At 52.9% G+C, this 11928-nt stretch carries 16 protein-coding genes; 11 read left to right on the top strand and 5 right to left on the bottom strand.

Translation table 11 applies throughout. The features are described from left to right. Positions 1-41: 41 nt before the first annotated feature. Positions 42-449, top strand: a complete 408-nt coding sequence (locus HV243_RS01705) for an OsmC family protein (RefSeq protein ID WP_016154773.1) — start codon at positions 42-44, stop codon at positions 447-449. A gap of 93 nt (positions 450-542) precedes the next feature. Here the strand turns inward: HV243_RS01705 and HV243_RS01710 are convergent, their stop codons facing one another. From HV243_RS01710 to HV243_RS01725, 4 genes are all read right to left on the bottom strand, one after another. Further along, positions 543-1412, bottom strand: coding sequence for a phosphoribulokinase (locus HV243_RS01710; RefSeq protein WP_003827751.1), 870 nt, complete (start codon positions 1410-1412; stop codon positions 543-545). A 53-nt stretch (positions 1413-1465) separates the two neighbouring features. Then, positions 1466-1684 carry a YheU family protein gene (locus HV243_RS01715; protein WP_003023615.1) on the bottom strand — a complete coding sequence of 73 codons (219 nt, stop codon included), beginning with the start codon at positions 1682-1684 and terminating at the stop codon, positions 1466-1468. Further along, positions 1681-2703 carry a hydrolase gene (locus HV243_RS01720; protein WP_016154772.1) on the bottom strand — a complete coding sequence of 341 codons (1023 nt, stop codon included), beginning with the start codon at positions 2701-2703 and terminating at the stop codon, positions 1681-1683. Before HV243_RS01720 ends, HV243_RS01715 begins: the two co-directional genes overlap by 4 nt. A 150-nt stretch (positions 2704-2853) precedes the next feature. Continuing rightward, positions 2854-4755: an ABC transporter ATP-binding protein gene (locus HV243_RS01725; protein WP_053388946.1), complete on the bottom strand. Its 1902-nt coding sequence runs from the start codon at positions 4753-4755 to the stop codon at positions 2854-2856. 132 nt (positions 4756-4887) lie between these two features. Between HV243_RS01725 and kefG the strand changes: the two genes are divergently transcribed. From kefG to slyD, 4 genes are all read left to right on the top strand, one after another. Then, the gene (gene kefG / locus HV243_RS01730; RefSeq protein WP_003023629.1) at positions 4888-5439 is read left to right on the top strand and encodes a glutathione-regulated potassium-efflux system ancillary protein KefG; all 552 of its coding nucleotides are present in this window, start codon (positions 4888-4890) and stop codon (positions 5437-5439) included. Continuing rightward, on the top strand, positions 5439-7244 hold the full coding sequence (gene kefB, locus HV243_RS01735) for a glutathione-regulated potassium-efflux system protein KefB (RefSeq protein WP_053388945.1): 1806 nt from the start codon (positions 5439-5441) through the stop codon (positions 7242-7244). The genes kefG and kefB overlap by 1 nt, the downstream gene beginning before the upstream one ends. 8 nt (positions 7245-7252) lie before the next feature. Further along, positions 7253-7453 (top strand): YheV family putative zinc ribbon protein, encoded by a 201-nt coding sequence (locus HV243_RS01740; RefSeq protein WP_016154768.1) that lies wholly within the window; start codon positions 7253-7255, stop codon positions 7451-7453. A 94-nt stretch (positions 7454-7547) separates the two neighbouring features. After that, positions 7548-8153, top strand: a complete 606-nt coding sequence (slyD, locus tag HV243_RS01745; RefSeq protein WP_003023634.1) for a peptidylprolyl isomerase — start codon at positions 7548-7550, stop codon at positions 8151-8153. A 50-nt stretch (positions 8154-8203) separates the two neighbouring features. Here slyD and HV243_RS01750 read toward each other — a convergent pair whose 3' ends face one another. After that, a complete protein-coding gene (locus HV243_RS01750; protein ID WP_003023639.1) occupies positions 8204-8422 on the bottom strand; it encodes a protein SlyX in 219 nt (72 codons plus the stop codon). A gap of 232 nt (positions 8423-8654) precedes the next feature. Between HV243_RS01750 and fkpA the strand changes: the two genes are divergently transcribed. The 6 genes from fkpA to rpsL all read left to right on the top strand — a co-directional run bounded on the left by fkpA (position 8655) and on the right by rpsL (position 11903). Beyond that, positions 8655-9473 carry an FKBP-type peptidyl-prolyl cis-trans isomerase gene (gene fkpA / locus HV243_RS01755; protein WP_016154767.1) on the top strand — a complete coding sequence of 273 codons (819 nt, stop codon included), beginning with the start codon at positions 8655-8657 and terminating at the stop codon, positions 9471-9473. A gap of 167 nt (positions 9474-9640) precedes the next feature. Next, complete coding sequence (locus HV243_RS01760) at positions 9641-10363, top strand: transcriptional regulator (protein ID WP_003023643.1); 723 nt, start codon at positions 9641-9643, stop codon at positions 10361-10363. After that, a complete protein-coding gene (tusD, locus tag HV243_RS01765) occupies positions 10363-10749 on the top strand; it encodes a sulfurtransferase complex subunit TusD (RefSeq protein WP_016154766.1) in 387 nt (128 codons plus the stop codon). The genes HV243_RS01760 and tusD overlap by 1 nt, the downstream gene beginning before the upstream one ends. Further along, on the top strand, positions 10749-11108 hold the full coding sequence (tusC, locus tag HV243_RS01770) for a sulfurtransferase complex subunit TusC (protein ID WP_047415984.1): 360 nt from the start codon (positions 10749-10751) through the stop codon (positions 11106-11108). The genes tusD and tusC overlap by 1 nt, the downstream gene beginning before the upstream one ends. Positions 11109-11115: 7 nt before the next feature. After that, positions 11116-11403, top strand: coding sequence for a sulfurtransferase complex subunit TusB (gene tusB / locus HV243_RS01775; protein WP_016157620.1), 288 nt, complete (start codon positions 11116-11118; stop codon positions 11401-11403). Positions 11404-11528: 125 nt separating this feature from the next. Next, positions 11529-11903 carry a 30S ribosomal protein S12 gene (gene rpsL / locus HV243_RS01780; RefSeq protein ID WP_003023654.1) on the top strand — a complete coding sequence of 125 codons (375 nt, stop codon included), beginning with the start codon at positions 11529-11531 and terminating at the stop codon, positions 11901-11903. Positions 11904-11928: the final 25 nt, after the last annotated feature.

The following is an 11928-nucleotide window of genomic DNA, read 5'->3' on the forward strand; positions in this document are numbered from 1 at the left end:
CGTAATCTGTCAGGAAAATTGAAACATTGGAGTTACGAAATATGCAAGCGCGTGTAAAGTGGGTTGAGGGGTTAACCTTCCTCGGTGAGTCCGCCTCTGGTCACCAAATTTTGATGGACGGTAACTCCGGTGATAAAGCGCCGAGCCCGATGGAAATGGTATTAATGGCTGCGGGCGGTTGCAGCGCAATTGATGTGGTTTCGATCCTGCAAAAAGGTCGTCAGGATGTGACCAACTGCGAAGTGAAACTGACCTCAGAGCGTCGTGATGAAGCGCCGCGCCTGTTTACCCACATTAACCTGCATTTCATCGTAACGGGTAACGATCTGAAAGATGCGTCCGTTTCGCGCGCAGTCGATCTCTCTGCGGAAAAATATTGCTCTGTGGCGCTGATGCTGGAAAAGGCGGTGAACATTACCCACTCCTATGAAGTGGTTGCTGCTTCGTGATGTCATGCCTGATGGCGTTTCACTTATCAGGCCTACAGGATATAAACGCGTAGGCCGGATAAGGCATCAGCCGCCATCCGGCAAAATAACACCTTACTCTATCTTTTTGCCTTCCATCAGTCGCTGGACCAGCGGCAGCATAATCAATTCCATCGCCAGACCCATTTTCCCGCCAGGAACAACCAACGTATTGATATGGGAAATGAATGATCCCTGCAGCATGGCCAGTAGCCACGGGAAGTCGATCCCTTCCAGATTCCGAAAATGAATCACGACAAAGCTTTCATCCAGGGATGGAATACTTTTGGCGGCAAAGGGGTTGGAGGTATCAACGGTCGGTACGCGCTGGAAGTTAATATGCGTACGGGAAAACTGCGGCGTAATGTAATTGATGTAATCGTCCATTGAGCGCACCACCGAGTCCATCACCGCTTCGCGCGAGTGTCCCCGCTCGCTGGTATCGCGGGTCAGCTTCTGAATCCATTCCAGGTTCACGATCGGCACTACGCCAACCAGCAGATCGACATGCCGGGCCACGTTTTGCTGTGGGGTTACGACGCCGCCGTGCAGTCCTTCATAGAACAGGACATCCGTCGGTTCAGGCAGCGGCTGCCAGGGCGTAAATGTACCCGGAACCTGATTCCACGGTACGGCCTCATCGTAGGTGTGCAGATATTTTCGCGACTGACCTTTGCCCGTTTGGCCGTATTCGATGAAGGTTTGCTCCAGCAGACCGAAGTCATTAGCTTCGGGGCCGAAATAGCTGATATGCCGCCCGGCATCGCGCGCTTTGCGAATCGCCATGTCCATTTCCGGACGGGTATAACGATGAAAACTGTCACCTTCCACCTCGGCGGCGCGCAGATTTAACTGCGCGAAAATTTTACGAAACGCGAGGCTGGTGGTGGTGGTCCCCGCGCCGCTGGACCCTGTTACCGCAATCACCGGATGTTTGGCAGACATAACAACTCCATGAATAGGTTGAATTTTTATTATAGTCGGCCGTCGGCTACGGATTACTCGTGAATCTGCTTCCTCGGCATAATGTTGACCGTTTCATGCAGTTCGGACCATACCAGCACGGCTTCACCAGATTGTAGTTGGCGTTTGACGTCGGCGACTTTTTGTTCGAGCGAGCGTTCATGTTCACCATAATCGGTGCCTTCGCGCAAGACAAAGCTTTCAATCAGATTGTCCAGCGCGTCCGGGGAGATGTCTTGCCAGGGGATGATCATGATGATGCCTCCAGATACGTTGTCAGCCAGTCCGGGATTCTGGATTCCAGCCACATCTCAGGACGGCGCACCGTGCCGCCAATGAATCCGACGTGGCCGCCGTGTTCCGTCAGTTGATACTCTACCTGTGAGGGCAGATTTTCCGGTTTAGGGATCACGTGATGATCCATAAACGGATCGTCTTTGGCATGGATAATCAGTGTGGGTTTGGCGATCTGGTTGAGCAACGGCATAGCGCTACACTGACGGTAATAGTCTATAGCATCGGCGAAACCATGGATTTTAGCGGTGATCAGATCGTCAAAATCGCGAATGCGACGCAGAGATTTCAACTGGCCCAGACTCACCGGCAGCGAGCCTGGATATGCTTCTAGCTTGCGCGAGGCATTGGCTTTCAACAGGTTTAGCAGGTAGCGCTGATAGACCCGGGAGAATCCCTTGTCCATATGGTAACTACAGGCTTCCAGCACGAAAGGCGCGGAAACGATAACCGCGGCATCAATCGGAATCTCAGTACCTTCTTTTGCCAGCAGGCAGGCCAACATGTTTCCACCGAGCGAATAGCCTACCGCCGCGGTCGGCACGCGACCGAACTCACGTGCCAGCCAGTGTAAAAACCAGGTGCCATCTTCTGTCTCACCGGAGTGATAAATACGGTTCAGACGATTGGGTTCGCCGCTGCAGCCGCGAAAATGCATCACCACGCCCAGCCAGCCGCGCTTTTGCGCTGCTTCAATCAAGCCATGTGCGTACGGGCTGTTCAGACTGCCTTCCAGACCGTGAAAAACCACCAGGCGCGGTTTATGTTTCGCCTGTTGCGGATCTTCACTCCATGCCAGATCGACAAAATCACCGTCGGGCAATTCCAGACGCTGCCAGTGGGCGTCGAACTTCACCTTGCGGCGAATTAAACGCGGCAGCATTGTCTGCAGATGGCGGTTACTGATACCGCGCATCGGACGGAATTCTCGAGAATCGTCGGTAGGTGGAGTTATTTCTGTGGACGTGATTTCAACCATAACACCAGAGCAATTAATAATCGGAAAGAATAACTATACCGCGCACAGCGCGTGCGGGTTAGCCAATATGTGATTTTGTCGCGAGTCAGTCAGCAGGCAATCATCGGCTATAGTGCCGGATGGCGGCTTCGCCTTATCCGGCACTCATGATTACTCGGCCAGCATCTGCTCAAGCTGTTCCTGAGCCTCCAGCCAGGCCATCTCGCACTCTTCCAGTCCGGATTTCGCACTGGCCTGCTGCTGCAAGCATGCTGTGAGTTCGGCTTTGCGGCTTTGGTCGTACAGTTCGCTATCGCCGAGTTTTTCTTCCGCCTGCGCCAGCTGTGCGTGCAGTTTCTCCATCTCTTTTTCCAGGCGGGAAATCTCTTTACGTAGCGGTTGCGTCAGGGTGCGTAGTTCAGCTTCGCGACGCTTCTGGTCTTTACGTGCCTGGGCGCTGTTAACGCTCTCTTTTACCGGTTCGTCGCTCTGGTTTTCCTGTTTTTGCACATCGCTCAGCCACTGCTGATAATCCTCAAGATCGCCATCAAACGGCTCGACTTTCTTGTCGTGCACCAGATAGAGGTCATCGGTAGTAGAGCGAATCAGGTGACGGTCGTGCGAGACCACAACCAGTGCGCCTTCGAAATCGATCAGCGCTTCGGTCAGCGCCTGACGCATATCCAAATCCAGGTGGTTGGTCGGTTCATCAAGCAGCAGCAGGTTCGGGCGCTGCCAGACGATCAATGCCAGCACCAGACGCGCTTTTTCACCACCGGAGAAGCGGCGAGTCTCTTCGCTGACTTTATCGCCCTGGAAGCCGAATCCGCCGAGGTAATCTCGCAGCTTCTGCTCCAGCTCCTGCGGCGCCATGCGCGCCAGGTGCTGAATAGGTGATTCATCGGCGCGTAAAAACTCCAGCTGGTGCTGTGCGAAGTAACCCAGCTTGATGCCTTTTGCCAGGCCAATCTCGCCGCTGATGGGAGCCAGTTCGCCGGCCAGCAGCTTAATCAGCGTAGATTTACCCGCGCCGTTGCGTCCGAGCAGGCCGATGCGAGACCCCGGCACCAGATTCAGTTTGATCGAATCGAGAATGACGCGGTCGCCGTAGCCGGCGCTGACCTTTTCCATCTTTAACAGCGGGTTCGGCAGGCTTTCCGGCTCGCGGAAGCTGAAGTGGAACGGGTTGTCCACGTGCGCAGGGGCAATCAGCTCCATGCGTTCCAGCATTTTGATACGGCTCTGCGCCTGCTTTGCTTTGGTGGCTTTAGCGCGGAAACGATCGATATAGCTTTGCAGATGCGCCACGCGCTCCTGCTGGCTTTCGTACATTGCCTGTTGCTGTGCGAGGCGGGTCGCTCGCTGGATTTCAAACGCGCTGTAGTTGCCGGTGTACTCGAACATCGTTTGCTGTTCGATATGAATAATTTTATCCACCACCGGGTCGAGGAAGTCACGGTCGTGGGAGATCAAAATCAGCGTGCCCTGATAGCTTTTCAGCCATCTTTCCAGCCAGATCACCGCGTCGAGATCGAGGTGGTTGGTTGGTTCATCGAGCAGCAGCAGGTCTGAACGGCAAATCAGCGCCTGAGCCAGGTTGAGACGCATACGCCAGCCACCGGAGAAATCGCTGACGGGACGTTCAAGCTGTTCGTTGGAGAAGCCGAGGCCATGCAGCAGGCTGGCGGCGCGTGAGCGCACAGTCCAGGCGTCGATGGCATCCAGCTTGCCATGGACGGTGGCAATGGCGTGTCCATCGTTACGTTCGTTGGCATCGTTCAACTGTGCTTCCAGTTGACGATACTCGCGGTCGCCGTCAATCACATACTCCAACGCCGGCTGTGGCAACGCAGGCGTTTCCTGATTAACCCACGCGAGCTGCCAGTTTCCCGGATAGGTAAATCCTCCGGCGTCGGCGCTGAGTTCATTTTTCAGCAATGCCAGCAGGGTAGATTTACCGCAGCCATTTTTACCTACCAGGCCAACTTTCTGCCCTGGATTAATGGTGGCCGTGGCATTTTCCAGCAAGACGCGCACGCCGCGACGAATTTGTAACGATGAGAAAACAATCATAAGGCGCCGTATGTTCAGACTATGTTAATTTATCATTATGATAATGTAATGTGTGGGCCATTTGCCGCACCGAGGCGCAATGGTAGCCCAAAACGTCGAAAATAGACAAAAGACAAAACCGGGAGGGGGATGATGTTCCAGCCAGCGAAAGTCTTGCTGCTGTATGCCCATCCGGAATCTCAGGACTCGGTCGCGAACCGGGTACTGCTTAAACCGGCCATGCAGCTCAGCAATGTTACCGTGCACGACCTGTACGCGCACTATCCTGACTTTTTTATCGACATTCCGCATGAGCAGGCGCTGCTGCGCGAGCATGATGTGATTGTTTTTCAGCATCCGCTCTACACCTATAGCTGCCCGGCGTTGTTAAAGGAGTGGCTTGACCGTGTACTGAGCCGAGGATTTGCCAGCGGCCCCGGGGGGAATCAACTGGCGGGAAAGTACTGGCGGAGCGTTATCACTACCGGCGAGCCGGAAAGCGCCTACCGCTATGACGCGCTAAACCGTTATCCAATGAGCGATGTACTGCGCCCTTTTGAGCTAACGGCCGGTATGTGCCGCATGCACTGGATGAGCCCTATCATTGTCTACTGGGCCAGACGGCAAACGAAGCAGGAGCTGGACAGCCATGCGAAAGCGTATGGTGACTGGCTGGCGAATCCGATCCCTGTGGGAGGCCGCTGATGGAAGGTTCTAATTTATTGACTGCCGGCGTGTTGTTCCTCTTCGCGGCGGTGGCTGCCGTTCCTCTGGCCTCAAAACTGGGTATCGGTCCGGTGCTGGGTTACTTGCTGGTGGGGATTGCTATCGGCCCATGGGGATTAGGGTTCATCAGCGATGTGGATGAAATCTTACACTTTTCCGAACTGGGCGTAGTTTTTCTGATGTTCATCATTGGGCTGGAACTTAATCCGGCCAAACTGTGGCAATTGCGGCGTTCAATTTTTGGCGTCGGTGCCGCGCAGGTGATGCTAAGCGCGGTTGTGCTGGCAGGGCTACTGATGCTTACAGCGTTCTCCTGGCAGGCAGCAGTGGTTGGCGGCATTGGTCTGGCGATGTCATCGACCGCTATGGCGCTACAGTTGATGCGCGAAAAAGGCATGAACCGCAGTGAATCCGGACAACTGGGCTTTTCGGTGCTGCTATTTCAGGATCTGGCGGTGATCCCCGCGTTGGCGCTGGTTCCGCTGCTGGCGGGGTCTGCTGACGAACATTTTGACTGGATCAAAGTGGGGATGAAGGTGCTGGCCTTTGCCGGCATGCTGATAGGTGGGCGCTATTTGCTGCGTCCGGTTTTCCGCTTTATTGCGGATTCTGGCGTGCGGGAAGTGTTCACCGCCGCCACGCTGCTGTTAGTGCTGGGTTCTGCTTTATTTATGGATGCGCTGGGTCTGTCGATGGCGCTGGGGACCTTTATCGCAGGTGTGCTGCTGGCGGAAAGCGAATACCGACATGAGCTGGAAACGGCAATCGATCCGTTTAAAGGCCTGTTGCTTGGCCTGTTTTTTATCTCCGTAGGTATGTCGCTTAACCTTGGCGTGCTCTATACCCATATTTTGTGGGTGGCGGCGAGCGTGATGGTGCTGGTGGTCGTAAAAATGCTGGTGCTGTATGTATTGGCGCGTCTTAACGGCATGAGAAGCTCAGAACGGATGCAGTTTGCCGGGGTTTTAAGTCAGGGCGGTGAATTCGCTTTCGTGCTGTTTTCAACGGCCTCTTCCCAACGGCTGTTTCAGGGTGACCAAATGGCGCTGTTGTTGGTGACCGTCACGCTGTCGATGATGACCACGCCGCTGGTGATGAAGTTGATTGATAAATGGCTCTCCCGCCAGTTTAACGGCACGGATGAAGAAGATGAAAAACCTTGGGTGGAAGATGATAAACCGCAGGTGATTGTGGTGGGTTTTGGGCGCTTTGGTCAGGTTATTGGTCGTCTGTTGATGGCCAATAAAATGCGTATTACCGTCCTGGAAAGAGATATCAGCGCAGTGAATCTAATGCGCAAATATGGCTATAAGGTCTATTACGGTGATGCCACGCAGGTGGATCTGTTGCGTTCCGCGGGTGCAGAAGCCGCACAGTCTATTGTTATTACCTGTAATGAACCTGAAGACACTATGAAGCTGGTGGAGCTGTGCCAACAGTATTTTCCGCATTTGCATATTCTTGCGCGTGCGCGCGGACGTGTAGAGGCGCATGAGTTATTACAGGCTGGTGTGACGCAGTTTTCCCGCGAAACATTTTCCAGTGCGCTGGAGTTAGGGCGAAAAACGCTGGTTACGCTAGGGATGCATCCGCACCAGGCTCAGCGCGCTCAGCTGCATTTTCGGCGGCTGGATATGCGCATGTTGCGGGAACTGATCCCCATGCACACGGATACGGTACAAATCTCCCGAGCCAGGGAAGCCCGGCGCGAGCTTGAGGAGATTTTCCAACGAGAGATGCAGCAAGAGCGACGTCAGCTGGATGGCTGGGATGAATTTGAGTAGAGGTAACCATGGCAATTCGTAAACGTTTTATCGCAGGCGCAAAATGTCCGTCCTGCCAGGCGCAGGATACGCTGGCGATGTGGCGCGAAAATAATATCGATATTGTTGAGTGTGTTAAGTGCGGTCATCAGATGCGGGAAGCCGATAAAGAGGCGCGCGAGCACGTTCGCAAAGAAGAGCAAGTGATCGGGATTTTTCATCCGGACTAGCGATATGGCGCAGCTTTTTTTAAGCTAGAGGGTACACGGGTGCAGAATTCCGCTACAATCTGCGCCACTATTCTTTCCATGCTCAGGAGATATCATGAAAGTAGCAAAGGACCTGGTGGTCAGCCTGGCCTATCAGGTACGTACAGAAGACGGTGTGTTGGTTGATGAGTCTCCGGTGAGTGCACCGCTGGACTACCTGCATGGTCACGGTTCCCTGATTTCTGGCCTGGAAACAGCGCTGGACGGTCATGAAGTTGGCGACAAATTCGATGTTGCTGTTGGCGCAAACGACGCATACGGTCAGTACGACGAAAACCTGGTGCAGCGCGTTCCTAAAGACGTCTTCATGGGCGTTGACGAACTGCAGGTTGGCATGCGTTTCCTGGCTGAAACTGACCAGGGTCCAGTACCGGTAGAAATTACCGAAGTGGAAGACGACCACGTTGTGGTTGACGGTAACCACATGCTGGCTGGCCAGAACCTGAAATTCAACGTAGAAGTTGTCGCTATCCGCGAAGCGACCGAAGAAGAGCTGGCTCACGGCCACGTTCACGGTGCGCACGGTCACGACCACGATCATGACCACGGTCATGACGGTTGCTGCGGTGGTCACGGTCACGACCATGGTCACGAGCACGGTGGCGAAGGCTGCTGCGGCGGTGGCGGTAAAGGTAACGGCGGCGGTTGCGGTTGCCACTAATCGGTATACGGCATAAAAAAAAAGCGGGAATATCCCGCTTTTTTTATGTCTCAATAATGTGGCGGCGGGGTCTCTTCAGACTGCGACGCGATGTGGGACGGCTGCGTTGCCTTGAGCTTCTCCGTCAATAAACGCAGATGGTCGCGGAGTTTTGCCATTTCCAGTTCATGCGCGGTCACCGTCACGTTGAGCTCTTCAATGGTTATCTCCTGAAATGCCAGGCGACTTTCCAGTTCAGCCAGGCGAGTTTCCATTGTTGTATCCTGCATGATTCACCTCTTTCTTTTTTCTCCGGCAGATCGCGGACTGCGGCGAATTCTACTTAACTTTGCCTGTTTGCACAGCACTCAATCTTCGGTCACGAAACTAATTTAAACAAAAAGAGTCTGAAAAGTGGTGATAATAGGGCGTGCCCGTATGTTGATTTGTTCTGCAACGCTTTATAGTACATTTTTATGTTAGCTAACCTTGGGGTGAGATGCCCCGGCCCTGGAGATATGGATGAAATCACTGTTTAAAGTAACGCTGCTGGCGACCACAATGGCTGTTGCTCTGCATGCCCCGATCACCTTCGCTGCTGACGCTGCGAAACCAGCCGCTACTGCTGACAGCAAAGCAGCATTCAAGAATGACGACCAAAAAGCCGCTTACGCGCTGGGCGCGTCCCTGGGTCGTTATATGGAAAACTCTCTGAAAGAGCAGGAAAAACTGGGCATCAAACTGGATAAAGATCAGCTGATCGCTGGCGTTCAGGATGCGTTTGCAGACAAGAGCAAACTGTCTGACCAGGAAATCGAACAAACTCTGCAGGCGTTTGAAGCACGCGTGAAGAGCTCCGCTCAGGCGAAAATGGAAAAAGACGCGGCTGACAATGAAGCCAAAGGTAAAGTTTACCGCGAGAAATTTGCTAAAGAGAAGGGCGTTAAAACCTCTTCTACTGGCCTGGTCTATAAAGTAGAGAAAGAAGGTACCGGCGCTGCACCGAAAGATAGCGATACCGTGGTAGTCAACTACAAAGGTACGCTGATTGACGGTAAAGAGTTTGATAACTCTTATACCCGCGGTGAGCCGCTCTCTTTCCGTCTTGACGGTGTTATCCCAGGCTGGACCGAAGGCCTGAAAAACATCAAGAAAGGCGGCAAAATCCAGCTGGTTATCCCGCCGGATCTGGCTTACGGCAAAACCGGCGTACCGGGCATTCCGGCTAACTCTACGCTGGTCTTTGATGTTGAACTGTTAGACATCAAACCGGCACCGAAAGCCGATGCGCAGCCAGATGCTGCACCGGCAGCTAAAGCTGCGGACAGCAGCAAAAAGTAAGTAACCAGATACCGCCGCCCACAGGGCGGCGGTTTTTTATTATCGACAGGATATAATTAATACTGGAAAGCGCCTTGTGCGCTGTATTACTTTAGATGCCCCTATAATAGTGATGAGCCTGCCCTGACAACATAACGACAGGCTCCTGAAAAGGAGTGCTTTTTTTCATGTCCAGGTCGCTTTTAACCAACGAAACCAGTGAGCTAGATTTACTGGATCAACGTCCTTTCGATCAAACCGATTTCGATATCCTCAAATCCTACGAAGCGGTTGTGGACGGGTTGGCGATGCTCATTGGTTCCCATTGTGAAATCGTATTGCACTCTTTGCAGGATTTGAAATGCTCGGCCATCCGCATTGCTAACGGTGAACACACGGGCCGCAAAATTGGCTCGCCGATTACTGACCTTGCGTTGCGTATGCTGCATGATATGACGGGTGCGGATAGCAGCGTGTCGAAGTGTTACTTCACACGTGCGAAAAGCGGTGTCTTGATGAAGTCGGTGACGATTGCCATTCGCAACCGTGAGCATCGCGTGATTGGTCTGCTGTGCATCAACATGAACCTTGATGTTCCATTCTCGCAGATAATGAATACCTTTATCCCACCGGAAACCCCGGAAGTGGGTTCTGCCGTTAACTTCGCTTCTTCGGTGGAAGACCTGGTTACCCAAACGTTGGAATTCACGATTGAAGAAGTGAATGCCGATCGTAATGTTTCCAACAATGCCAAGAATCGCCAGATTGTCCTGAATCTGTATGAGAAAGGTATCTTCGATATTAAAGATGCCATTAACCAGGTCGCCGATCGGCTGAACATCTCCAAGCACACGGTTTACCTCTATATTCGTCAGTTCAAAAGCGGCGATTTCCAGGGGCAAGACAAGTAATGCGTTTTGCCATTATGGTGACGGGGCCAGCTTATGGCACGCAGCAGGCGAGCAGCGCGTTGCAATTTGCTCATGCGTTACTCAAAGAAGGGCATGAGCTCTGCAGCGTCTTTTTCTATCGTGAAGGTGTGTATAACGCCAACTTCCTGACTTCACCTGCCAGTGATGAATATGATCTGGTGCGGGCCTGGCAACAGCTGAACCAGCAGCATGGCGTGACGCTGAATATCTGTGTAGCTGCAGCGCTGCGTCGCGGCGTCGTTGATGAAACAGAAGCGAAGCGACTGGGACTGGCAGGGGCTAATTTACAATCAGGTTTTAACCTCAGCGGGCTGGGTTCGCTGGCTGAGGCATCCCTGACCTGCGATCGCGTGGTGCAGTTTTAATGAAACGTGTTGCTTTTGTCTTTTCTACCGTGCCGCATGGCAGTTCGTCTGGCCGCGAAGGGTTAGATGCCTTACTGGCGACATCGGCGTTAACGGAAGACCTCGGCGTATTTTTTATCGGCGATGGCGTTTTTCAAATCCTCCAGGGACAACAGCCGGATGTCGTGCTGGCTCGCGACTATATCGCAACCTTCAAGCTGTTAGGGTTGTACGATATCGATCAATGTTGGCTTTGTGCCGCCTCGTTACGCGAGCGGGGCCTCCAGCAGGGGGGTAATTTTGTGGTCGATGCGACAGCGTTAGAACCGGAAGATTTACGCCGTGAGCTAGGCAACTATGACGTCATTTTAAGGTTTTGAGATACTCATGCTGCACACATTACATCGTTCCGCGTGGCTTACCGATTTCTCCTCTCTTCTTCGCCTGATTGATAAAGACGATGAACTTTTATTGCTTCAGGATGGCGTGACCGCGGCAATAGAAGGAAGCCGTTTCCTTGAAAGTCTGCAAAATGCCTCCATTAAGGTCTATGTACTGGAAGAAGACATTAAAGCTCGCGGCTTAGGTGGTCAAATTTCAGACAGTGTCGTCAGGGTTAGCTATACTGACTTCGTCAGACTTACGGTGAAGCATCCCAGCCAGATGTCCTGGTAATTGTGGGATCGTTGTATATTTCTTGACACCTTTTCGACACCGACCTAAAATTCTGCGTCCTCATATTGTATGAGGTCGTTTTATTACGTGTTTACGAAGCGAAAGCTACAACCAGGAGCTATTTAATGGCAACAGTTAACCAGCTGGTACGCAAACCACGCGCACGCAAAGTTGCAAAGAGCAACGTGCCTGCACTGGAAGCATGCCCGCAGAAACGTGGCGTATGTACTCGTGTATATACTACCACTCCTAAAAAACCAAACTCCGCACTGCGTAAAGTATGCCGTGTGCGTTTGACTAACGGTTTTGAAGTGACTTCCTACATCGGTGGTGAAGGTCACAACCTGCAGGAGCACTCCGTGATCCTGATCCGTGGCGGTCGTGTAAAAGACCTCCCGGGTGTTCGTTACCACACCGTTCGCGGTGCGCTTGACTGCTCCGGCGTTAAAGACCGTAAGCAATCACGCTCCAAGTATGGCGTGAAACGTCCTAAGGCTTAATGGTTCTCCGTTAAGTAAGGCCAAA

It is taken from the genome of Citrobacter sp. RHBSTW-00599, from assembly GCF_013784065.1.
In the GTDB taxonomy this organism is placed as follows: domain Bacteria; phylum Pseudomonadota; class Gammaproteobacteria; order Enterobacterales; family Enterobacteriaceae; genus Citrobacter; species Citrobacter braakii.

Bases quoted from the DNA above. Each gene is read 5' to 3' on its own strand.
- kefB (WP_053388945.1), top strand. From the start codon at position 5,439: ATGGAAGGTTCTAATTTATTGACTGCCGGCGTGTTGTTCCTCTTCGCG.
- tusB (WP_016157620.1), top strand. From the start codon at position 11,116: ATGCTGCACACATTACATCGTTCCGCGTGGCTTACCGATTTCTCCTCT.
- tusC (WP_047415984.1), top strand. From the start codon at position 10,749: ATGAAACGTGTTGCTTTTGTCTTTTCTACCGTGCCGCATGGCAGTTCG.
- HV243_RS01725 (WP_053388946.1), bottom strand. From the start codon at position 4,755: ATGATTGTTTTCTCATCGTTACAAATTCGTCGCGGCGTGCGCGTCTTG.
- HV243_RS01720 (WP_016154772.1), bottom strand. From the start codon at position 2,703: ATGGTTGAAATCACGTCCACAGAAATAACTCCACCTACCGACGATTCT.
- kefG (WP_003023629.1), top strand. From the start codon at position 4,888: ATGTTCCAGCCAGCGAAAGTCTTGCTGCTGTATGCCCATCCGGAATCT.
- slyD (WP_003023634.1), top strand. From the start codon at position 7,548: ATGAAAGTAGCAAAGGACCTGGTGGTCAGCCTGGCCTATCAGGTACGT.
- HV243_RS01705 (WP_016154773.1), top strand. From the start codon at position 42: ATGCAAGCGCGTGTAAAGTGGGTTGAGGGGTTAACCTTCCTCGGTGAG.
- HV243_RS01760 (WP_003023643.1), top strand. From the start codon at position 9,641: ATGTCCAGGTCGCTTTTAACCAACGAAACCAGTGAGCTAGATTTACTG.
- HV243_RS01740 (WP_016154768.1), top strand. From the start codon at position 7,253: ATGGCAATTCGTAAACGTTTTATCGCAGGCGCAAAATGTCCGTCCTGC.
- rpsL (WP_003023654.1), top strand. From the start codon at position 11,529: ATGGCAACAGTTAACCAGCTGGTACGCAAACCACGCGCACGCAAAGTT.
- tusD (WP_016154766.1), top strand. From the start codon at position 10,363: ATGCGTTTTGCCATTATGGTGACGGGGCCAGCTTATGGCACGCAGCAG.
- HV243_RS01710 (WP_003827751.1), bottom strand. From the start codon at position 1,412: ATGTCTGCCAAACATCCGGTGATTGCGGTAACAGGGTCCAGCGGCGCG.
- fkpA (WP_016154767.1), top strand. From the start codon at position 8,655: ATGAAATCACTGTTTAAAGTAACGCTGCTGGCGACCACAATGGCTGTT.
- HV243_RS01715 (WP_003023615.1), bottom strand. From the start codon at position 1,684: ATGATCATCCCCTGGCAAGACATCTCCCCGGACGCGCTGGACAATCTG.
- HV243_RS01750 (WP_003023639.1), bottom strand. From the start codon at position 8,422: ATGCAGGATACAACAATGGAAACTCGCCTGGCTGAACTGGAAAGTCGC.